Source organism: Zoogloea sp. GW822-FHT05C07, assembly GCF_058800215.1.
On sequence record NZ_CM179510.1, the window covers coordinates 1,851,254 to 1,873,043 of the forward strand.

At 65.7% G+C, this 21,790-nt stretch carries 20 protein-coding genes; 12 read left to right on the plus strand and 8 right to left on the minus strand.

All coding sequences use genetic code 11. The features are described 5' to 3' along the window. Positions 1-2 precede the first annotated feature (2 nt). Positions 3-1,355 (minus strand): hypothetical protein, encoded by a 1,353-nt coding sequence (locus AC3QL2_RS08810; protein ID WP_493233158.1) that lies wholly within the window; start codon positions 1,353-1,355, stop codon positions 3-5. A gap of 486 nt (positions 1,356-1,841) precedes the next feature. Here AC3QL2_RS08810 and AC3QL2_RS08815 point away from each other — a divergent pair. From AC3QL2_RS08815 to AC3QL2_RS08825, 3 genes are all read left to right on the plus strand, one after another. Continuing rightward, positions 1,842-3,004, plus strand: a protein-coding gene (locus AC3QL2_RS08815; RefSeq protein ID WP_493233159.1) for an IS3 family transposase whose coding sequence is annotated in 2 segments (ribosomal slippage) — positions 1,842-2,097 and positions 2,097-3,004 — 1,164 coding nt in all. Because the reading frame shifts where the segments join, the coding sequence is not laid out codon by codon here. Positions 3,005-3,172: 168 nt separating this feature from the next. Then, complete coding sequence (locus tag AC3QL2_RS08820) at positions 3,173-3,472, plus strand: hypothetical protein (RefSeq protein WP_493233160.1); 300 nt, start codon at positions 3,173-3,175, stop codon at positions 3,470-3,472. Next, entirely contained in the window at positions 3,469-3,843 is a 375-nt protein-coding gene (locus AC3QL2_RS08825; RefSeq protein ID WP_334169986.1) for an HVO_A0114 family putative DNA-binding protein, read from the plus strand. Before AC3QL2_RS08820 ends, AC3QL2_RS08825 begins: the two co-directional genes overlap by 4 nt. A gap of 288 nt (positions 3,844-4,131) precedes the next feature. On the opposite strand, the gene AC3QL2_RS08830 is transcribed toward AC3QL2_RS08825, so the two are convergent. Then, positions 4,132-5,043, minus strand: a complete 912-nt coding sequence (locus AC3QL2_RS08830; RefSeq protein ID WP_493233161.1) for a LysR family transcriptional regulator — start codon at positions 5,041-5,043, stop codon at positions 4,132-4,134. Positions 5,044-5,208: 165 nt separating this feature from the next. Between AC3QL2_RS08830 and AC3QL2_RS08835 the strand changes: the two genes are divergently transcribed. The 7 genes from AC3QL2_RS08835 to AC3QL2_RS08865 all read left to right on the plus strand — a co-directional run bounded on the left by AC3QL2_RS08835 (position 5,209) and on the right by AC3QL2_RS08865 (position 12,815). Next, positions 5,209-6,558 carry an MFS transporter gene (locus AC3QL2_RS08835; RefSeq protein ID WP_493233162.1) on the plus strand — a complete coding sequence of 450 codons (1,350 nt, stop codon included), beginning with the start codon at positions 5,209-5,211 and terminating at the stop codon, positions 6,556-6,558. Positions 6,559-6,639: 81 nt separating this feature from the next. Further along, entirely contained in the window at positions 6,640-7,857 is a 1,218-nt protein-coding gene (locus AC3QL2_RS08840; RefSeq protein WP_493233163.1) for a CaiB/BaiF CoA transferase family protein, read from the plus strand. 23 nt (positions 7,858-7,880) lie between these two features. Beyond that, positions 7,881-8,885 (plus strand): hydroxymethylglutaryl-CoA lyase, encoded by a 1,005-nt coding sequence (locus AC3QL2_RS08845; protein WP_493233164.1) that lies wholly within the window; start codon positions 7,881-7,883, stop codon positions 8,883-8,885. Between the two features lies 1 nt (position 8,886). After that, entirely contained in the window at positions 8,887-10,308 is a 1,422-nt protein-coding gene (gene leuC / locus AC3QL2_RS08850) for a 3-isopropylmalate dehydratase large subunit (RefSeq protein ID WP_493233165.1), read from the plus strand. Then, positions 10,308-10,946, plus strand: coding sequence for a 3-isopropylmalate dehydratase small subunit (gene leuD, locus AC3QL2_RS08855; RefSeq protein ID WP_493233166.1), 639 nt, complete (start codon positions 10,308-10,310; stop codon positions 10,944-10,946). Before leuC ends, leuD begins: the two co-directional genes overlap by 1 nt. Positions 10,947-10,965: 19 nt before the next feature. Then, positions 10,966-11,673: a glutathione S-transferase family protein gene (locus AC3QL2_RS08860; protein ID WP_493233167.1), complete on the plus strand. Its 708-nt coding sequence runs from the start codon at positions 10,966-10,968 to the stop codon at positions 11,671-11,673. A 32-nt stretch (positions 11,674-11,705) separates the two neighbouring features. Next, positions 11,706-12,815: an NADH:flavin oxidoreductase/NADH oxidase gene (locus AC3QL2_RS08865; protein ID WP_493233168.1), complete on the plus strand. Its 1,110-nt coding sequence runs from the start codon at positions 11,706-11,708 to the stop codon at positions 12,813-12,815. 63 nt (positions 12,816-12,878) lie between these two features. Here AC3QL2_RS08865 and AC3QL2_RS08870 read toward each other — a convergent pair whose 3' ends face one another. After that, entirely contained in the window at positions 12,879-13,862 is a 984-nt protein-coding gene (locus AC3QL2_RS08870) for an AEC family transporter (protein WP_493233169.1), read from the minus strand. A gap of 112 nt (positions 13,863-13,974) precedes the next feature. After that, positions 13,975-15,543, minus strand: a complete 1,569-nt coding sequence (locus tag AC3QL2_RS08875; RefSeq protein WP_493233170.1) for a class I adenylate-forming enzyme family protein — start codon at positions 15,541-15,543, stop codon at positions 13,975-13,977. Between the two features lie 206 nt (positions 15,544-15,749). Between AC3QL2_RS08875 and AC3QL2_RS08880 the strand changes: the two genes are divergently transcribed. Then, on the plus strand, positions 15,750-17,498 hold the full coding sequence (locus AC3QL2_RS08880; protein WP_493233171.1) for a 2-hydroxyacyl-CoA lyase: 1,749 nt from the start codon (positions 15,750-15,752) through the stop codon (positions 17,496-17,498). Between the two features lie 31 nt (positions 17,499-17,529). After that, positions 17,530-18,237: a GntR family transcriptional regulator gene (locus AC3QL2_RS08885; RefSeq protein ID WP_493233172.1), complete on the plus strand. Its 708-nt coding sequence runs from the start codon at positions 17,530-17,532 to the stop codon at positions 18,235-18,237. Positions 18,238-18,407: 170 nt separating this feature from the next. Here the strand turns inward: AC3QL2_RS08885 and AC3QL2_RS08890 are convergent, their stop codons facing one another. Genes AC3QL2_RS08890 through AC3QL2_RS08905 form a run of 4 tightly spaced genes read right to left on the minus strand, consistent with a single transcriptional unit; the run spans position 18,408 to position 21,777 of the window. Further along, entirely contained in the window at positions 18,408-18,773 is a 366-nt protein-coding gene (locus tag AC3QL2_RS08890) for a DUF6285 domain-containing protein (RefSeq protein WP_493233173.1), read from the minus strand. Beyond that, on the minus strand, positions 18,773-19,789 hold the full coding sequence (locus tag AC3QL2_RS08895; RefSeq protein ID WP_493233174.1) for a phosphotransferase family protein: 1,017 nt from the start codon (positions 19,787-19,789) through the stop codon (positions 18,773-18,775). The genes AC3QL2_RS08890 and AC3QL2_RS08895 overlap by 1 nt, the downstream gene beginning before the upstream one ends. Positions 19,790-19,801: 12 nt before the next feature. After that, positions 19,802-20,584: an SDR family NAD(P)-dependent oxidoreductase gene (locus tag AC3QL2_RS08900; RefSeq protein ID WP_493233175.1), complete on the minus strand. Its 783-nt coding sequence runs from the start codon at positions 20,582-20,584 to the stop codon at positions 19,802-19,804. Continuing rightward, on the minus strand, positions 20,584-21,777 hold the full coding sequence (locus AC3QL2_RS08905) for an acyl-CoA dehydrogenase family protein (RefSeq protein WP_493233176.1): 1,194 nt from the start codon (positions 21,775-21,777) through the stop codon (positions 20,584-20,586). The genes AC3QL2_RS08900 and AC3QL2_RS08905 overlap by 1 nt, the downstream gene beginning before the upstream one ends. Between the last annotated feature and the right edge of the window lie 13 nt (positions 21,778-21,790).

Genomic DNA, 21,790 nt, shown 5'->3' on the forward strand with positions numbered 1-21,790 from the left:
TCTCACTTAGGCAAGTGGGTCAGCTCAAACACGCGCTCGGCAATGCGGGTAACGCGGATACGGTCTCCCGCCGAGGCGGTGATCTCTTTCTGAAACCAGGCGGTGAAGCGTTTCCGGGGACTGATGGTCTGCTCGCTCTTCACGCGGATGTCGGTTGCCTCGGCGTGATCGCCGTAGCGCAACTCGATCGACTTTCCCTTGTCGTCCGTTGCCCGGGTTCCGAAACAGTCGTCGGGGAACAGCACCTTTGCATGGGCAGGCACATCGAGGTAGCCGTGCTTGATCATTGCCTCGGTAAGAACGACATCCACCGACTTGCCCTTGACCTGCACTTCAGGCACATCGCTGCGGTAGTGAGACGGGTTCAACACCATGTCCATGGACGTTGGAAACAGTGCCTGCATCACCTGCAGCGTGAACCAGACCGGATCGACCACAAGCAGCTTGGCGAGCCCGACGCAATCCTCGGGCCGGATTCGAAGGGGCTGCTGCAGGGCGTCCTGGATAGTCTTTGCAGGAAGGCCCGCAACCTTCGCGGCGAGCTCAATGATCTCGGGATAGCTATCGTCGTAAGCCCCGTCGTGGCTGGGGCTTGCCGCAGCCTCGAGGGCAACAGCAGCGATCGGGGGCTGTTCAGGAAAACGCTTGAGCAATCGGTCGCGCACGAAGGCCGGAATCTCCAGCGCATCGAGTTGATCTGGGCAATCTTTCAAGCTCTCAGGAAACTGACGGCGTTCGGTTCTCACGAATCCGCGCCGTTTTTCCAGCCAGCGGTGGGCCTCAAGGTTATCGACAGTACCGTCCTTGCTGGCTACGAGACGGTTCGGCCCCTCGGCCGTCATTGCGTTCCGAACACTGCGCTCAGACATATCAGCGAGCAGAGCAATCTCCCAGATAGAGAGGTTAGAACCACTGTCCAAGGTCCAACGAGCGCGGAGCAGCTCAAGCATGTCACGCAGATGACCCACGTCCTTGTCTACGTCCAGGCCTGCCACGTCTAGGCACAGGTCGAAGTAGGCCGAATCGCTGACAAATATCGAGGTGAAGTCGGCAAGCCGCTCGATGTTCTCACCGCCGTAGTCAAGATCCCATTCATATCCCGGAGTTACTTTCCCTTCATACGCATATCGGTAGTAAATCGGGAGGTAACGACCGACTTCCGTCTTGTTCAAATCAACAGCCGAGGTGGCCGAATCACCGCGATACGTCAGAGGAACCCCGATCAAACGGTCTCCACTTTCCCGATAGAAGCACTCATTCAGCAGGACGCCGATCGCGACGAAGGTGCCCCGCAGTTCCTCCTGGACCTGTTCGAGGGTCGGGCGTTGCTTCGTTTCTTTAGTATCAGCAGACATGAAACTCTCAATGCAAATATGAATCACAAAACCACAATAAAATCCTATCACCACCACCACGACATCGTCAACACAAAAGTGCTGCATGTTTGCACATAAAATTTCAAATTCGCCGAGACAGAGATCACCACACAAATCGAGGTGGTAGAAGCCGGAGGGCGAGGAAGAGGCACTTCTACCCGCTAGTGGGAATGCGCCACCCCACCGTATCAGCTGAGGAACATTCGCTTAGAAGGAGCCTTTCCCCTTTGAGGGGAAAGGCTCCTTCTCGCGTCAGGGTGCCGAGGCAGCCACCGGCGCTGCCAGCGCAGCTTTGAACTTGCCGAAGCGCTTCTTCAACGTCGTGACCTGGGGCGACGACGCCGGTACATCCGCCACGGGTGGGACCGCGGGGGCAGGCGCCTGCATGCGGGCCGCGACGACTGAATCGCCCCGGGTTTCCTAGACACCCTGTAGCCTCACAACTGAGGCAAATCGGAGGTGTTTATGGAAACGAAGAGGTCGCAGCAACGCTTCACTGAAGAGTTCAAGACCGAGGCGGTCCGTCAGGTGACAGAGCGGGGTCATCCGGTCGCTGAAGTGGCGGCTCGACTGGGCGTCAGCAGCCACAGCCTGTATGCCTGGATCAAGCGCTACAGCGTTCCGCCGCCAGAGCGCGCCCAGCAGGACAGCCAGAGCGAAGAGATCAAGCGCCTCAAGGCGGAACTGCGCCGGGTGACTGAGGCGCGAGATATCTTAAAAAAGGCCGCCGCGTACTTTGCCAGGCAGTCCGGGTGAAGTACGCGTTTATTCAGGCCCATGAGGATCATCACCCGGTGCGGCGCCTTTGTGCAGTGCTGGCGGTCCATCACAGCGGTTACTACGCATGGCGCCGGCAGCCTCATTCACCGCGCAGCCAGGACGACCGACGCGTGAGCGCCCTCGCACATCAATCCTGGCTCGAGAGCGGGCGGGTCTATGGCTACCGCAAAGTCTGCAACGATCTGCGCGACCTGGGCGAGTGCTGCGGCAAGCACCGCATCGCCCGGCTGATGCGCCAGGCCGGCTGGAAGTCCCAGACAGGCTACGCGCGTCGGCCGGGGTTTCGCAGCGGGAAGCCGGCCGTGGTGGCACCGAACCACCTGAAGCGGGCGTTCGACGTCGCCGAACCCAACACCGTTTGGGTGACCGACATCACCTACATCCGCACCCACGAAGGGTGGCTGTACCTGTCGGTGGTACTGGATCTGTTCTCGCGGCAGATCGTCGGTTGGTCGATGGGCGAGCGGATGACCCGGGAGTTGGCCATCGGCGCCTTACTGATGGCTGTCTGGCGCCGAAAGCCCGTGCAGGAGGTGCTGGTACATTCCGACCAGGGTAGCCAGTTCAGCAGCCACGATTGGCAGGACTTCCTGAAAGCCCATCGACTCAAGCCCAGCATGAGCCGGCGTGGGACCTGCCACGACAACGCCGTGGTGGAAAGCTTCTTTCAGTTGCTCAAGCGCGAACGAATCAAGCGCCGGATCTACCTGACCCGGGACGAGGCGCGTGCGGATGTGTTCAATTACATCGAGCTGTTCTACAACCCGAAACGCAGGCACAGTCACAACGACCAGCTCTCGCCGGTCGAGTTTGAACAGCGATATCTTTTGAGGAACGGGACCGTCTAGGAAACCCGGGGCGATTCATGAGCAGTTGGCCGCCTTGATGGTCGATCACAATGTCGGAGTTTCACCCGTTAGCCGCTTTGAGATCAAGCGGGTCGACTCGGACTACTTCGAGGGGGACACCGTCTGAATGGGACCGTCCCAGCAAAGGCAGCCATGCTATATTAGGTCATGGCTGATACGAAGATCATCGACGAGTCCCACAAGATTTCCGATAAACGGGGCAACGGGAAGCTGCGCCGGGAGATCTGGGTCGATTCGGTAACGGGCAAGGTCACCCGCTACAACCTCGCTTACATCAACCACAACCTGTATGCCGGAGATAACGGCCGGGTCGTGGGTTACGACAACGCCCATGACGGCCACCACCGCCATTACTTCGGAGTGGTGGAACCTGTGGAGTTCGTGAGCTTCGAAGACATCGAAGAACGCTTCGAGCAGGACTGGATCACCTTGAGGGATTGCAAATGAGCAAGCTGACGATCAAAACGGCGACCGAGGACGATTTTTTCCAGCGTGGCCGACAACTGGCGCGCGCAGCGGATCGCGGTGAGGCGCTACCCAGCGAGAGCACGATCAGTTTCGAGGACCCGGCGGATGTGGTGAAGCTGATCACCGCCGCGAGGCTCGCCCTCTTTCGTGCCATCAAGGAGATGCCCGGCTCAATCACCCAGATCTCCGAACGCCTCCACCGGGATCGCAGCGCGGTCAAGCGGGATGTGGATGAGCTGGCGCGGGCGGGGCTGGTCACGGTCTCGGAGAAGGTGCTGCCGGGCCACGGCCGGATGAAGGAGGTCCGGGCAACCGCACAGCGCATCAGCCTGATGGCGGAAGTCGCCTGACGAGCATACCAAGCTGGACCGTCTGGTCACGTTCTGGTCAGCGCTACGTCAAAGTCGGTCCAATCAGATCCAGATGTGGGGACTGCTGAAAGCCGAGATGCGCCTTAACCGGCGAAGAAAGTTGTTTTACTTTCAGGATCTTGGAGCGATGACAGGGCCACCCGATAGCGACCGCTCGACGTTTTCGATTCCCATCGCCCGCTCCACAGAATTCAAGCAAAAAGGCCAATCCTTACGGATTGGCCTTTTTGCTTTCCAACGCCGGCACATCGGACACACGCCAACAAGTCATGCCATCCGGCTTATCACCAAGTCAACAAAACCCTGCGCCGGCAGCGACAGGGAGACCTCCCCACGCATGATCAGCAACAGGCCACGATTCGTACGCATGCCAGACAGCCGCGCAATGCGCAGGTCCAGCGCCTTGATCTGCGGGGCGATGCTGGCGCGGGGCAGGACGCCGATGCCGAGGCCGGCGGCGATCATGCGGCACACTTCGTCGAAGCCACGCACCTGCACGCGGATCTTGAGGGCTTTGCCGACCATGTCCGCCGCCGCAGAAACGTGGCGCATCAGCGAGGTGGCGCGGTTGAGGCCGACGATGTCGTAATCCAGCATCTCGTCGATGCTGACCACCGCCTTGCCGGTCAGCGGATGGCCGGGGGGCATCACCAGCACCAGCTCGTCGGAGTCGCACTGCAGGCTTTTCAGCCCGTCGACCGGGATATTGTCGGCAACGATGCCCAGTTCGGCATTGCCACGCGCGACTGCGCGCACTACTTCTTCCGACAGCGCATCTTCCAGATCCAGCATCACCGACGGATAGGTCGACGAGTACCGGGCCAGCAAGGCTGGCAGGAAACCCGTGAAGGCCGAGGTGTTGGCCCACAGACGCAGATGGCCGCCGGCGCCGCGGTGAAAATCGGCCATCACCACCGACAGGTTCTCCAGCCCGGCCACGATCTCGATCGCGTGGCGCATCAGCGTCTGCCCGGCCGGGGTCGGCGCAACCCCACGCTTGCAGCGCTCAAGAAGTATGGAGCCGATGTGGGCTTCCAGCTCGGAGATGCGCTTGCTGGCCGCCGGCAAACTCATGCTGCAACGCTCGGCACCGACGGTCAGGCTACCGCCCTCCACGGTCGCCACAAATAGGCGCAGGGAGATCAGGTCGAGGCGGTTCAGATTGATCGGCGATGGCATGGACCTATCCTTAACCATTGGTTAAGGATGAGTCAACGACATCCGAATCCACCGCTCCAGCCGCCAACTAGACTTCACTCGAACCCCGTCCGTAAACGCATTCATAGCGTCGGCGGGGGCAGGGGACGGCAACCGCCCCCGGACAATCATAATGAAGGAGACAAGATGAGTTCCATCGCAGTATCGGAAGGCGCGCGCGACCTTCCCTGGCACGCCGGCCTCAATTCCAAGCACTGGCGTGTGCTCACTGCCAGCTGGCTGGGCTGGGTATTCGACGGCTACGAGGCCTACGCCCTCTTCATCGTGATGCCCTTCATCCTGAAGGCCATGCTGCTGCCGACCCAGATGGCCGACAAGGCAGTCTTCGCCGGTATCGCCATCGGCATCACCCTGCTCGGCTGGGGCATCGGCGGTCTGGCTGGCGGCATCATGGCCGACTACATCGGCCGCAAGCGGATGATGCTGTACTCGGTGTTCTTCTACGCGTTGTTCACCGGCCTCACCGCCTTCGCCAACGATTTCTGGACCTTCTGCTTCCTGCGCTTCATCACTGGCTTTGCGATGGGCAGCGAATGGAGCACCGGCGTCGCCCTGCTGGCCGAAACCTGGCCGAACCGTGCCCGTCCGAAGGGCGCCGGCTTCCTGCAATCGGGCTTCGGCTTCGGCACCCTGCTCGCCGCGCTGGTCTGGCTGGTGCTTTCGCAAACCATGCCGATGGGCGAGGACACCTGGCGTCTGGTCTTCATCGTCGGCGCCCTGCCCGCCTTCTTCTGCCTGTACATCCGCCGCGCGGTGGATGAGTCCGAGAAGTGGGTCGAAGCCATCCGCGCCCAGCGCTGGGCCGCCACCGAAGCTGCCACCGGCACCGGCGCGCCGGTTGCCAAGCGCCCCTTCACTCTGACCGAAATCTTCCGCGAACCGGAAAGCCGCAAGCGTACGCTGCTCGCCTTCCTGCTGTCCCTGACCACCACCGTCGGCTGGTGGGCCATCTCCGCGCTGCTGCCGGAGTATGCGGTGTCCATGGCCAAGGCGGTCGGCGAAGCGACGCCGGGCGTGTGGGGCCTGCGCGCCGCACTGCTTTACACCGGTGGCGCCGTGGTGGCCTACCTGCTGTCCGGCTTCCTCGCCGACGGCCTCGGTCGGCGCCTGTTCCTGACCTTCACCTATGCCGGTGCGCTGCTCACCACCGCCATCACCTACCTCTGGACCCACTCCATCGAGGGCCTGATGGTGGCCGCCTTCATCAACGGCTTCTTCACCCTGGGCTGCGCCTACTCCTGGATGGCCATCTACCCGGCCGAGCTGTTCACCTCCAGCGTACGCGCCACGGCGGCCTCCTTCATCTTCAACGCGGCACGCCTGATCGCCTGGCTGTTCCCGATCCTCGCCGGCTCCATCGTCAAGACCTTCGGCAGCATTCCGCAGGCGGCGATGAGCATCGGGCTGATCTACCTGCTCGGTCTGGTCATACCCTGGTTCATGCCTGAAACACGCGGCAAAGAGCTACCCGAGTAAGCCCTCCCCTCACCCCAATCCACTGTATCGGCCGGGCGGCCCGAGGACCACACTCGCCCGGCGATTCCCCAAGGAAGCATCATGAACACCAAGGAAAACGGCGCCGACCAGCCCTTGCCCCTTGCCGGGGTGAAGGTGATCGAACTCGGTACGCTGATCGCCGGCCCCTACGCGGCCAGCCTGCTTGCCCAGTTCGGCGCAGAGGTCATCAAGATCGAGTCGCCGGGCGACGGCGACCCCCTGCGCAACTGGCGCAAGCTCCACGAGGGCACCTCCCTGTGGTGGTATTCCCAGAGCCGCAACAAGAAGTCGATCACCGTCAATATGAAGGAGGCCCGCGGCCAGGAGATCGTGCGCGAGCTGGTCAAGGACGCCGACATCGTCATCGAGAACTTCCGCCCTGGCACGCTGGAGCGCTGGGGCCTCGGCTGGAACGATCTGAGTGCCCTCAACCCCGGGCTGATCATGGTCCGCGTCTCCGGCTTCGGCCAGAGCGGTCCCTACAAGGACCGCCCCGGCTTCGCCGCGATCGCCGAATCCATGGGTGGCCTGCGCTACCTGGCCGGCTACCCGGACCGTCCGCCGGTGCGGGTCGGCGTCAGCATCGGCGACACGCTGGCCTCCCTGTACGGCGTGATCGGCGCGCTGCTGGCCATGCATCACCACAAGGTGAATGGCGGCACCGGCCAGTTCATCGACGTGGCCCTGTACGAAGCGGTGTTCGGCGTGATGGAAAGCCTGATCCCCGAATACTCGGCCTTCGAGCACATCCGCGAACGCTCCGGCGCCTCGCTGCCGGGCATCGCCCCGTCCAACACCTACCCGTGCAAGGACGGCCGCTACGTGATCATCGCCGGCAACTCCGACAGCATCTACAAGCGCCTGATGAACGCCATCGGCCGCAATGATCTGGCGGACGACCCGCGCCTGGCCCGCAACGACGGTCGGGTGCAATTCACCGACCTGCTCGACGGCGCCATCGCCGGATGGACCACCCAGCACGACCTGGACTACGTGCTCGCCGTGCTGGAAGAGGCCGCAGTGCCCAGCGGCCGCATCTACACCGCCGCCGACATCCACGCCGATCCCCACTACCAGGCCCGCGGGATGATCGAGGCCCACGGGCTGCCCAACGGCGACCAGGTGGACTTCCCCGGCATCATTCCCAAGCTGTCCGCCACCCCGGGCCGGACCCGCTGGCTGGGGCCGCGCCTCGGCGAGCACACCGACGAAGTGCTGGCCAGCCTCGGCTACGACGCGGATGCCCGCACCAGCCTGCACGAGCAAGGCATCGTCTGAGCCGCTACGCGAGGAACACGCCCATGAAACAAGCCCACGGCCAACGCATTTACATCCACGACGTCGCAGTCCGCGACGGCTTCCAGATCGAGCCGCGCTTCATTCCGACCGCCGACAAGATCGCCCTGATCGACCGCCTGTCCGCCAGCGGGCTGGCCAAGATCGAGGTCACCTCCTTCACTTCGCCGAAGGCCATCCCCGCCCTCGCCGACGCCGAAACGGTGATGCGCGGCATCACCCGCCAGCCCGGCATGGAATATGCCGCGCTGGTGCCCAACCTGCGTGGCGCCGAACGCGCCCTAGGCTGCGCCGTCGATGAGCTCAACGTGGTGATGTCCGCCAGCGAAAGCCACAACCGCGCCAACCTGCGCATGGGCTGCGAGGACTCCCTCGCCCAGTTCGCCCCGATCGCCGCCCTCGCCCACGGCAGCGCCGCCGTCAATGTATCCCTGTCCACGGCCTTCGGCTGCCCCTTCGAAGGCTCGGTCAGCGACGCCCGTGTGCTGACGCTGGTGGAGCGCATCGCCAATCTGGGCATCCTGCGCGTCACCCTGTGCGACACCACCGGCGTGGCCAACCCGGCCCAGGTGGAGCGCCTGTGCGGCCTGGTCCTGCGCGAGCTACCGGACATCACGCTGACCGCCCACTTCCACGACACCCGCGGCATGGGCCTCGCCAATGCGCTGGCCGCGCTGGATGCCGGCGTGGTCCGCTTCGACGCGTCGCTCGGCGGCCTCGGCGGCTGCCCCTTCGCCCCCGGCGCCAGCGGCAACGTCTGCACCGAAGACCTGGTGCACATGCTCGACGCGATGGGCTACGACACCGGCGTCGACCTGTCCGCGCTGGTGGACTCCGCCCTCACGCTGCCCAAGCTGGTCGGCCATGCCGTCCCCGGGCAGGTGATGAAGGCCGGCCCATCCACCCGCCGCTACCCGCTGCCCGGTGGCGACACCCAGCAGCGCCTGGCCGGTACCAACCCGTGCACGCCCGGCGTGCCCCCAGCCCTCGCCACCGAAGGGAGCCACTGAGATGATCGCCCGTACCCTCTTCGAAAAACTCTGGCAGCGTCACGTGGTGTCCGAACCGCCCGCCAGCGAGGACGGCCCGACCCTGCTCTACATCGATCGCCACCTCGTCTATGAAGTGACCAGCCCGCAGGCCTTCGAGGGTCTGCGCCTGAGCGGGCGCAAACCCTGGCGGCCCGAAACGGTGATCGCCACCGCCGACCACAACGTGCCCACCACCGCCCGCGACCAGGGCATCGCCGATCCGTTCTCGCGCATCCAGGTGGAGCAGCTCGACCGCAACTGCGCCGAATTCGGCATCACCGAGTTCGGCCTCGGCGACCGCCGCCAGGGCATCATCCACGTGATCGGCCCCGAACAGGGCGCCACCCTGCCCGGCATGACGGTGGTGGCCGGCGACTCCCACACCAGCACCCACGGCGCTTTCGGCGCGCTGGCCTTCGGTGTCGGGACCTCGGAAGTGGAGCATGTGCTGGCCACCCAGTGCCTGGCGGTGCGCAAGATGAAGACCATGCTGGTGAAGGTGGACGGCGCCTTGCCGGCTGGCGTCACCGCCAAGGACCTGATCCTCGACATCATCGGCCGCATCGGGACTGCCGGCGGCACCGGCTACGCCATCGAATTCGGCGGCAGCGCGATCCGTGGCCTAAGCATGGAAGGCCGCATGACCCTCTGCAACATGGCCATCGAGGCCGGCGCCCGGGTCGGCCTGATCGGAGTCGACGACACCACCATCGACTACCTGCGCGGTCGCCCCTTCGCCCCGCGCGGCGAGCAGTGGGACGTCGCCACCGACTACTGGCGCACCCTGGTCAGCGACACGGACGCCCGCTTCGATGCCGTGATGGCGATCGACGCCGCCGGGCTGCGCCCGATGGTGACGTGGGGTACGTCCCCGGAGATGGTCATCCCGGTAGACGGCCAGGTGCCCAACCCCGCCGACGAGCGCGATCCGGTGAAGGCCGCCGGCATGGCACGCGCCCTCGCCTACATGGGCCTCGAGGCCGGCACCGCGATCACCGGCCTGCCACTCGACAAGATCTTCATCGGCTCGTGTACCAACGCCCGCATCGAAGACCTGCGTGCCGCCGCTGCGGTGCTGAAGGGCAAGCGCATCGCTCCCGGCATCAAGCTCGCGCTGGCCGTGCCCGGCTCCGGCCTGGTCAAGGCCCAGGGCGAAGCGGAAGGACTGGACCGCATCTTCCGCGACGCCGGTTTCGAATGGCGCGAACCCGGCTGCTCGATGTGCCTCGGCATGAACGATGATCGCCTGGCACCGGGCGAACGCTGTGCCTCCACCTCCAACCGCAACTTCGAGGGCCGCCAGGGCGCAGGCGGGCGCAGTCACCTCGTCAGCCCGGTGATGGCCGCCGCCGCCGCGATCGCCGGCCATTTCGTCGCACCCGACAGCCTGGGAGCCCACTGATGCAAGCCTTCACCACCCTCAGCAGCCTGGTCGCCCCACTCGACCGGGCCAACGTGGACACCGACGCGCTGATCCCCAAGCAGTTCATCAAGTCGATCAGCCGCAGCGGCTTCGGCCCCAACCTGTTCGACGAATGGCGTTACCTGGACCACGGCAAGCCCGGCCAGGACCCGGCTTCGCGCCGCCCCAACCCGGACTTCGTGCTCAACCAGGCTCGCTATGCCGGCGCCCAGATCCTCCTCGCCCGCGAGAACTTCGGCTGCGGCTCAAGCCGCGAGCATGCCGTATGGGCCCTGGAGAACCACGGCTTCCGCGCGGTGCTGGCACCCAGTTTCGCCGACATCTTCTTCGGCAACTGCTTCAAGAACGGCATACTACCGGTGGTGCTCGACGCCGCGCTGATCGACCGGCTGTTCGCCGAGGTCGACGCCACACCAGGCTACAGTCTCACCATCGACCTGCCGGCACAGACCGTGCAGCTGCCGGACGGTAGCGTGATTCCCTTCGCGGTGGACGCCTTCCGCAAGCACTGTCTGGTGAATGGTCTCAACGACATCGGCCTGACCCTGGCCCAGTCCGACGCCATCCGCACCTACGAGGCTCAGCGCCGTCGTCAGGAACCGTGGCTGTTCGCGTGATCCGCCGAAGGAGTTCGCCATGACTGACATGTTGTGCCTGTACGCTTCCGAATCCGAATTCCCCAACCCCGAGCACCTGCAGCTGCGCCTCTTCATTCATGAGAAAGGGATCGCCGCGCACGTCGATGAGGTGATCTACGACGCGCCTCAGGGCGGCGAGCTGCACCGCTGCCCCTACGCTGCGGCCACGCCGTGGGGCGAAGCACCCAGCCTTGCGCTGGAAGACGGGAGCTACCTGACCAATGCGGGCGCCATCGCCCGTTATCTCGACCAGCGCTTTCCGGGGCGCAAGGTGCTCGGCAAGAGCGATCTGGAACAGGGCCAGGACGCCATGTGGGAACGGCGCATCTTCCTGCACATGCTCGACCGCCTGATGATGGCGATCAACATCGTCCATGGCGACCCCGAACTGCAGTTCACGCCCCCGCCGGACGCCCAGTGGAGCGCGTATTACTGGCGGGAGGCGCTGTACCACGCGGCGGTGATGGACCGGCAGTTCGCCGACGGCCGGGCCTGGCTGCTCGGCGGCGCGAAACCGACCTTCGCGGACATCGCCCTTTACTCGGCCATCGCGGTATCCAGGCTGGCCACCGACCAGACCTCGCTGGATGCGCGCTTCGAATACCTGGGCACATTCAGGCGGCGCTGGCAGGAACGTCCTTCCTTCCAGGCCGCATTTGGCGAAGATCATCAATGCCAGACAGAACGCATCCACCTGGTCGCCTGATCACACCAGACGCCCCTTTTCATGGAGACCCAATGAGTCAGCTTTTCTCGCCTTTCCGCATCGGGCAGCTGGACCTGCCCAACCGCATCGTGATTCCCCCCATGTGCCAGTACTCCGCCGAGGACGGCTGCGCATCCGACTGGCACACCATCCACCTGGGCCAGCTGGCCTTGTCGGGGGCCGGCCTGCTGATCGTCGAAGCCACCGCGGTCACCCCTGAAGGACGCATCACTGCCAACGACCTGGGCCTGTGGTCCGACGAAACCGAGGCTGCCATCAGCCAGGTGCTGCGCAGCGCGCGCAAGTACTCGCAGATACCCATCGGCGTTCAGCTCGCCCACGCCGGACGCAAGGCCTCCAGCGCCGTGCCCTGGGAAGGTGGTGCTCTACTGCCGCCTGAGCAAGGTTGGGTTCCGGTTGCCCCGTCGGCCATTCCCCATGGTCCTGGCGAAGCCGCGCCGGAAGCGCTGGACGAAGCTGGCATCGCCCGCATCCTCGCTGGCTTCGTCGATGCGGCGCAGCGCGCCGTGCGCGCCGGCTACGACCTGATCGAGCTGCACGGCGCCCACGGCTACCTGCTGCACGAGTTCCTGTCTCCCCTGTCCAACCAGCGCAGCGACGCCTACGGCGGCGACCTGGAAAACCGCATGCGCTTCCCGCTGCAGGTGTTCGACGCGGTGCGTGCCGTTGTGCCGGCCCACATTCCAGTCGGCGTGCGCCTGTCCGCCACCGACTGGGTAGAGGGCGGCTGGGACCTGCCGCAGAGCGTGAGCTTCTGTCAGACCCTGGAAGCCCATGGCTGCAGCTTCCTGCACGTCTCCAGCGGCGGCCTGTCGAGCCAGCAGAAGATCAGCATCGGCCCCGGCTACCAGCTCTCCTTCGCCACCGAGATCAAGCGTCAAACCAAGCTGCCGGTCATCGCCGTGGGTCTCCTCACCGAAGCGGAGCAAGCGGAAGCCGTGATCGCCGAGGACCAGGCCGACCTGGTCGCCATCGGTCGCGGCATGCTCTACAACCCGCGCTGGCCGTGGCACGCTGCTGCCAAGCTGGGTGCCCAGGTGAGCGCACCGCCCCAGTACTGGCGCTCCCAGCCCTCCGACCAGAAGCTGCTGTTCGGCAGCATCCGGCTGGGCCAGCGCTGACCCATCCGGACTGAAAGCCGATGCCGTTCCGGGCACCCTGGGGTCCGGAACGGCATCGGCCGTTTACACCTTCGACATTTCGCCCAGCAGGAATGCGACGGACGCGGAGAAGCTGATGAACGCGCAGGCCGTTGTGACCAACACCACCTGGGCGACCCGGCCGGTATCCGCACCATAGCGCTCGGACAGCATCGGGATGCTGCTGGCGCTGGGCAGCGCCGCCACCAGGGCCAGGACGGTCAGCGCCGACGCGCTCAGCGGCAAGCCGACGAACATCGCCAGCTTGCCGACCAGCAGAACCAGGCAAGGATGCAGGACCAGCTTGAAGAGCACCATCCGTGGCACATCCCGACTCCCCGCCGACTTTCCGCCCGCCGCCGCCGCGTGCAGTTGCGATCGGGCCAGCACCGCCCCGATCGTGAACAGCGCTGCCGGCGAGCCCGCATTGGCCATCATCTCCACCATCCGCGCCAACGGCCCGTACAGGGACAGCTCCGCATACGACGACAGCCCGCCGAGCAGGATCGCCCACGGCAGCGGATTGACCAGCACCCCCTTCAGCACCTTGCGGGCAACTGCCGGGTCCTTGCTGTCACCCGCCGCGTTCAGGCGCGAAAGCCCGATACACAACGATGTGGTGACGACCATGTCCACCGCCAGCGACACCACGGCCGGCGCCAGGCCGCGCCCGCCGAGCAGTGACGCCAGCAGCGGCATGCCCATGAAGCCGGTATTGGGAAAGGCGACCACCAGTGCGCCGAAGGATGCGTCGTTCCAGCCGATCTTGCGCCAGCGGGTCGCCACGATGGTGATCGCCACCATCGCCAGCGCACACACCAGATAAGTCAGGAAAGCGCTGGTATCGAGCAGATGCTCGATGGGCGTGTTGGCGGCAAAGCGGAACAGCATGCACGGCAGTGCGAAGAACAGCACGAACACGTTCAGTCCCGGAATGGCGTCGAGCGGCAGCAGACGCCAGCGCGCCGCCGCATAGCCACACAGGACCAGCGCAAAGAAAGGAAAGGTCAGGTTCAGTACTTGCTGCATCCCAGCACCCCCAAAAGACATGCGGCAAGTCCTCGGACTTGCCGCAGCGGGCCCGGGCGCCGCCGGATCACGATCCGCGGCATGCCAGGGCGTTTTTGCGTGTCAAAGCTGCTCAGGCGGCGATCGCGGACTCCGACTCCAGCATGCGCTGGCGCAGGTGGCGATGCAGGATCTTGCCAGTGGCCGTGCGCGGCATGTCGCGGTCGGCAATGAACAGCACCGAGCGCGGACACTTGAAGCCGGCCAGGCGCTGGCGGCACCACTCCTCGATCTCCTCGACGGCGATCTGCTGGCCGTCGTGGGGCACAATCACCGCCTGGACGGTTTCGCCCCATTTCTCGTGAGGAATGCCGATCACCGCCACGTCCTTCACCTTCGGATGGCTGCCGATGACGCCCTCGACCTCGGAGGGATAGATGTTCTCGCCGCCGCTGATGATCATGTTGCTCTTGCGGTCCACCAGCCAGATGTAGCCATCCGCATCGCGGCGGGCCATGTCGCCCACCGAACACCACTCGCCGCGGAAGGCCTCGCGGGTCTTGGCGTCGTTCTTCCAGTAGCCGTCGAAGACGTAGGTCGTGCGGGAGAACAGTTCGCCCACCTCGCCGTCCGGCACTTCGCAGCCGTCCACATCGAGCAGGCGGATGGCGCCGCTGCCGGCCCACTCGCGCCCCACCGACCCCAGCTTGACCAGTTGCTCGTCCGGACGCAGGAGGGTCACCCAGCCGGCCTCGGTGGAGCCGTACAGCTCGTAGAGCTTGCCATTGCGGAAGTACTCCATGATGGCCAGCTTGGTGTCCTTGCGCGCCGGCGCGGAGGAGATCATCAACTTGCCGACGCTGCCCATGTCGTAGCGGGCCTTCACCTCCTCCGGCAGCGCCAGAACCATGATGTAGTGGGTCGGCACCAGGGATGTGAAGGTGATCCGGTCCTTGACCAGGGTGGCCAGCAGGGCTTCCGGACTGAAGCTGCGGCGGTCATCGACGACCACGGTGGCCCCCATATGCATGAAGGTCGTGCCGAAATACAGGGAGTTGGCGTGGCACAGGGGCATCACCAGCAGCGCGTTGTCATCCCGCGTAAAGCCCATCTCCAGCGCCGTCGCCAGCGCAATCAGGGTGCTGCCGGCGTGGTTGCGGATCGCCCCCTTGGGGCGTCCGGTGGTCCCGGACGTGTACATCAGCGCGCACATGTCCTCCGGCCGGACCGCCTCGAATTCAAGGTCCGGACGGCCGCGGGCAACAAGGCTTTCATAGCCAGTCCACGCCTCAATACCGTCGCCGATGACAACACAGCGCCCCTGCAGCAGCGGCAGCCCGGCGCGGATTCCATTGACGGTGTCGACGAACTCGGCGCCGCAGATCAGCGCAGCGGCTTCAGCATCCTCGAGGATATAAGCGATCTCCGGCGCCGTCAGGCGGAAATTCAGCGGCACAGCGACCAGGCCGGCCCGCGCCAACCCGACGTAGATCTCCATCCATTCGATGCAGTTGTAGGCGAGGACGGCGACGCGGTCACCCTTCTTCAAACCGAGATCCACCAGGCCAGCCGCCAGCCGGCTGGCGCGCTCATCCCACTGGGCGTAGGTCAGCTCCCGGCTGGAATCACGGGTGCCGAGCTTGTTCGGCGTGAGCCGGGCGTGGGTGGCGATTGCATCGGAAATGGTGAGTAGGTGGCTCATGTCTAGGGTCTCCTCAGATTGGTTTTACGTGCCTGCTACCTGTCGGCCGTCGAAGAAATTATGGACTTCTGAATTCAGAATACGATAGGATCGCCAGTGTAGCAACTCGATTCGCACAACACCCTTGAGCCATGGTCCGGGACGGACGGCGGGCCCTCTGCCGCGCGGATTTCGAGTCCAGGCCTCATCGAAGAACAGGAGACATCGTGGCCATTCAACCGATTTCGGAACACTCTGCAGCGGCGGTCATCGCCCGCTTTCTGAAACAACGCGGCGTGGAGCGCGTTTATGCCCTGTGCGGCGGGCACATCATGCCGCTGTGGATGCGCCTGGACGCCGAAGGCATCCGCATCGTCGATGTGCGGGACGAACGCGCCGCGGTCTACATGGCCCATGCCGAGGCCCAGCTCACCGGCAAGATCGGCGTCGCCCTGGTCACCGCCGGCCCCGGCGTCACCAATGCCATGACCGGCATCGCCAACGCCCATGTGGCGCGGACGCCGGTGCTGGTGCTGTCGGGCACGCCGCCGCAGGCCCAGGAAAACCGCGGCGCGCTGCAGGACATGGTGCACACCGACCTGGTCCGCTCCATCGTCCGCTACGCGCGCACCGTGCGGCAGCCGGCACTGGTCCTGCAGGAACTCGATGAGGCCGTCGCCCGCGCCCAGGGCCACGGCGGCGATACGCCGGGCCCGGTGTACCTGGATTTCCCGGTGGATACCCTGCGTGCCGAGGTGCCCCTCACCGTCCAGATGCCCGAGCACTTCGCGCCGAAAACGCTGCCGGAAGCGCTGCCGGACCCAGCATCGGTGCGCGCCGCAGTGGATCTGCTGTGGTCGGCCAAGCGCCCGCTGTTCATCTCCGGACGCGGTGCGCAAGGCGCCGGGCCCGAGCTGTGTGCACTGCTGGAACGACTGCAGGCGCCCTATCTCGACACCGGCGAGAGCCGCGGCCTCGTCCCCGACGAGCATCCCTCGGTCGTCGCCGCGATGCGCGGCGCGGTGATGGGCCAGGCCGACCTGGTGGTGACGGTTGGCCGCCGACTCGACTTCCAGCTCGCCTACGGCTCACCCGCCGTCTTCGGCCAGGCGCAATTCCTGCGGATCGCCGACTGCGCGGCTGAACTGCGCGACAACCGACGCGGCGCCATCGAGCTGCTGGCCAGCCCGCGCCTGACGCTGGACGCCATCCTCAAGGCAGCCGGCGACCGCCAGCCGGCCACTGACACGGACTGGAGCCGCACCCTGCGTGCCAAGCACGAGGAACGCTCGGCGAAGCTGGCCGTCAGCATGCGCGAAGCGCCGGCAGGCCCGGACGGCCTGATGCACCCCAACCGCGTGCTGGCCGCCCTGCGCGACGCCCTGCCGCACGACGCCGTGGTCGTGGCTGATGGCGGCGACTTCCTCAGCTTCGCGCGGGTCGGCCTGCCGGCTTCCACCTACCTCGATCCCGGCTCCCTTGGCTGCATCGGCGTCGGCACGCCCTTCGGCGTTGCCGCCAGCCTGGCCTGCCCCGACCGCACCGTGGTCGTCGCCACCGGCGACGGCGCCTTCGGCTTCAACGCCATGGAGATCGACACCGCAGTCCGCCACAAGGCGCCGCTGCTGGTCGTCGTCGCCAACAACGGCTCGTGGGCCATCGAAGTGCGCGACCAGCGGGAGACCCACGGCAAGGTCTGCGGCACCCATCTTCAATTCTCGGATTACGCCGGCATGGCCCGCTCCTTCGGCATGCACGCCGAGCGGGTGAGCAAGCCCGAAGACCTCCCGGCGGCCATCGAACGCGCCCTGGCCAACCGCCCGGCGCTGCTGGATGTGCTGGTCACCCCCGACGCCGCGTCGTCCGACGCCAAGTCCGGGCTGGCCTGGGTGCCCGACCTGCAAGCACTGGCATCCTGGGACGAAGCTGAACGCCGCTGGAGAAATGAAAGCAACTTGGGGGAAAATGCGGTCTAACTGCATTAGGCCGCCAAACGACGGAAACGCCATGAGAACCATCGAAGCACAACCAAAACTGGTCGAACAAGTTACCAAAGCCATCCTCGAGGAGATCTCGGGTGGCCGGCTGCGGCCGGGCACCCGCATCATCCAGGAGCAGATCGCCAAGGAACTCGGCGTTTCCCGTCAGCCCATCCAGCAGGCGCTGCTGCTGCTGCGCAACCAGGGCATCCTCCAGGATGCGCCTGGGCGCGGTCTTCTCGTCGCGCCGCTGGACCTCACCTACGTGCGCAACATGTACGACATGCGCGCTGTCATCGAGGGCCTGGCCTGCCGGCGGGCCGCCGAACTGAACGCCAAGACTGCCAAGAGCAAGGGCCCGGCGCTGATCCGCGCCGGCCGCAAGGCCGTCGCCAACAACGACGTGCCGGCGATGGTCGCCGCCGACATGGCCTTCCATGCCTTCATCTACGAACTGTCGGAAAACCCGCTGATTGCCCCGACGATGGAAACCCACTGGACGAGCACCCAGCGCGTGATGGGCGAAGTGCTGATGCGCGACGAGCAGCCGCGCAACATCTGGGACCAGCACGACACCATGCTGCAGGCCATCAGCACCGGCGACGGCGAGACCGCCGAGGCCCTTGGCCGCCGGCATATCTCCGAAGCCGCCGACTTCATGATCAAGCGCCTGCGCGAAGTGAATGGCGCCGGCGCCTCGCAGAGCGACGAAATGGCGGCCACCAGCCGCGTCTGAAATTGCCCCAAAAGCCGCCACTAACGTGGCGGTGACTGCGAGTTTGGCCAGATCGGCACGCTCGAACTGCAAAACATTAGCCCCCGATGCCAACTGGGCTCCGGGGGCTTCTTTATTTCCGTCCGACGGGCTACCGGTGCAACACCGGCAGCCCGTGTAACCCGAGTGGCTTACTTCGGCAAGGCCTTGGGATTGCTCTCCCGCAGGCGCTGCAGGCCCACCTGGCGCAGGTGGCCGAACAGCACCTCGCGCGCGGGCTGGCCGGGGTCGCCCTTGCCTTCACGCAGCAGGCGGCTCAGGCGGCGGGCGCCTTCGGCGGCATCCACGCGGGAATCGTCGAGCAGGTTGCGCAGGGCAGCCAGTTCCTCGGCCTCCGGGCCGTCGCCGTACTGCAATTGCCGTTCGGCGATGGACAGCGCATTCATCACCATCAGCAGCGCATGCTTCCGATCCGCCGCCAGCGTCGGCAGGATCTCCTCGCGCAGGACCTGGCGGGCGCAAGCCAGCAGCGCGTCTCCTTTAGGTTGTTCGCGCATCAGTCGTTCTCCGTCATGTTGAGGATTTCCCACTCCAGCTCGGGCACGATGTGCCCGGTCAGGGCCAGCAGCAGGGAGTTCTCGCGCCCCGAGCAATGGCGCTCGGCCTGCTGGATGGCGATCATCGCCCAATTCATGTGGGCCATCACCTCCCAGTAGCGCACCGCGTCGCGGTCGAGGGCGCACCCGGACTCCTGCTCGTAGCCCCGGTAGAAGTCCTCCCGCGCGCCGACACCGCCGGCTTCCGCGTCCAGCTTGCCAAAGCGCCAGCACTTGGCGCAGAACCAGCCGATATCCTCGAGGGGATCGCTCCAACCGGCGAACTCCCAGTCGAGGATGCCCGTCAGGCCCTGCTCATCGACCATGTAGTTGCCAGTGCGGAAATCCCGGTGGCACAAGGCCATCCGGTCCCGCGGCGGGGCATGGCGCTCAAGCCAGCGCAGGCCCCATTCGAGGGCCGGATAGGCGGTGTGGTGGGCGTCCAGGTAGCTGCGGTGAAGACGGATGCTGTGCAGCGCCGGCGCGTCCTCGTACCAAGGGAGGAAATCCAGCGCCGCCTGCGGCGGCTGCACCGAGTGGATGCGCGCCAGTTCCCGGCCGAGGCGTTCGGCCAGTTGCACGCGGTCGCCGCCGAAGCGGGCGTCCTTGACGAGGACATGCCCCGCCGCCGTGCCGCCGATGCGCCGCATCAGGAAGAACGGGCGGCCGATCACCGCCGGGTCGTCACACAGCCACAGGGGCTCGGGAACCGTCACGCCAGCCTCGAAGACCGTACGCAACAGCGCGAACTCCTGCGCACGCCCGTGGCTGATCGCCACCCCGGCGGTCGGCGAGTCGCAGCGCAGCACGCAGTCCAGGCGCCCGGACAGGGCGCCGCCACTCAGCTCGATCTCGAGCAGCCAGTTCTCCTGCACCGCCCCACCGGACAGCAGCCTGGCGCTGGCGATGTCCGCTGCCGATGCGCCAGCAGCCTGGGCGACGAAACCGGCCAGCGCCTTCTTGGAAATATCATCCATGCTCTTCTTACCTCACAGGCCGCTGACCAGATGCGCGCCGTCCACCGCCACGCAGGCCCCCGACATCGCCTTGCCGGCGTCCGACGCGAGCAACAGCAGGGTGCCGTTCAGATCGTCGAGCTCGGAAAAACGCCGGCTCGGGATGCGCATGCGCAGCTTCTCGCCGGCTTCGCTGAGCAGGAAGTCCCGGTTCAGGTCGGTGATGACGTAGCCGGGCAGCACCGCGTTGACGCGAATGCCGTGGCGGGCCAGCTCCAGGGCCATCGCCTTGGTCGCCTGGAGCACGCCGGCCTTGGAGATCGCATAGGGCGCCACGCCGCCACCAACCCGCTCGCCAAGGATCGAGGCGATGTTCACGATGCTGCCCGGTTTGCCGGCTGCCACCATGCGCCGCGCGCCTTCCGTGGCGACCAGCCAGCAACCCTTCAGGTTGGGATCGATGACCTGGTTCCAGTCTTCCTCGGTCTGCTGGAGCAGCGGCTTGGTGACCGTCTGGCCGGCGTTATTGACGATGATGTCCGGCACGTCGGCCACGCTGGCGGCACGGTCGAAGGCGGCCACGATGGAGGCGCCGTCGGTCACGTCGATCTCCACCGCATGAGCACGCCCGCCGAGGGCGGCGATCTCATTGACGGTGTCGACGAGCTTGTCGGCACGCCGGGCGGTGACGATCACCTCAGCGCCAGCACGGGCCAGCACCTTGGCGAAATGCCGCCCGAGGCCGCTCGACGCGCCAGTCACCAGCGCGACCCGGCCTTCCAGGCTGAACATCTGTTGCAGAAAGCCCTTGTCCATCATGCCTCCCCGCCCTGGCGAACCGACGCGTTGCTGCGGCCGGCGAGGATTTTCTTGCCCAGGCTGAATCGGTGCACCTCGCTCGGACCATCGTAGATGCGGAAGGCCCGCATGTCGGCGAAGATGCGCGCAACGATGGTTTCGTGGGTCACGCCCTGGCCGCCCAGGATCTGCACGCTGCGGTCGACGACGCGCCATTCCGCCTCGGAGCAGACCACCTTGGCCCGGCTCGATTCGAAGTTGCAGCGCTCGCCCTGATCGAGCAGCCATGCGGTGTGCCAGATGTGCAGGCGGGCCGTCTGCAGGTCCATCTCGTTGTCGGCGAGCATGAAGCCGACGCCCTCGTGATCGCCGAGGGTACGCCCGAAGGCTTGCCGCGTACGGGCATGCTGCAGCGCCGCGTCATGGGCCCGGCGCGCCTGGCCGAGCCAGCGCATGCAGTGGGTGAGACGGGCCGGCGCCAGGCGGACCTGGGCGTAGCGGAAGCCCTTGCCGATCTCGCCCAGAACGTCCGACGCCGGCACGCGCAGGTTGTTGAAGCGCAGCACGCCGTGCCCACCGGTGAAGCAGGAGTCGAGAGCATCCATCGTGCGGACCAGCTCGATGCCGGGCTGGTCCATGTCAGCCAGGAACATCGTGGCGGTGCCGTCTTCCATCCGCGCCATGATGATGGCGAACGATGCGCCCTCGGCGCCGGTGATGAACCACTTGGTGCCGTTGATGAGGTAGTCGTCGCCGTCCTTCACCGCCGTCGTGGCCAGCATGGACGGATCGGCACCGGCGCCCGGGGGCGGCTCGGTCATCGCGAAGCAGGAGCGTGTCCGCCCTTCGACCATCGGCTTCAGCCAGCGCAGCTTCTGGGCCGGCGACGCGACGGCTTCCAGCAGGTGGATGTTGCCTTCGTCCGGCGCGTGGATGTTCAGCGCAGTCGGCCCCAGTGTCGAATAACCCGCCTCTTCGAAGACGATGGCCTTCTCCACGTGGGTCAGGCCCATACCGCCGAATTCACGCCCGGCATGCGGGGTCAGCAGCCCTGCCCGACGCGCCCGCTCGACCAGCTCGGTACGCAGTTCCTCGGTGGGGCCATGCGGCGTCTGGCGCGGATCGCGCTCCAGCGGAATGACTTCATCGGCGATGAAGCGCCGCACGTGCTCCTGCAGCTCCTTCAGTTTGGGAGACAGTGAAAAATCCATGGTTTTACCCTTT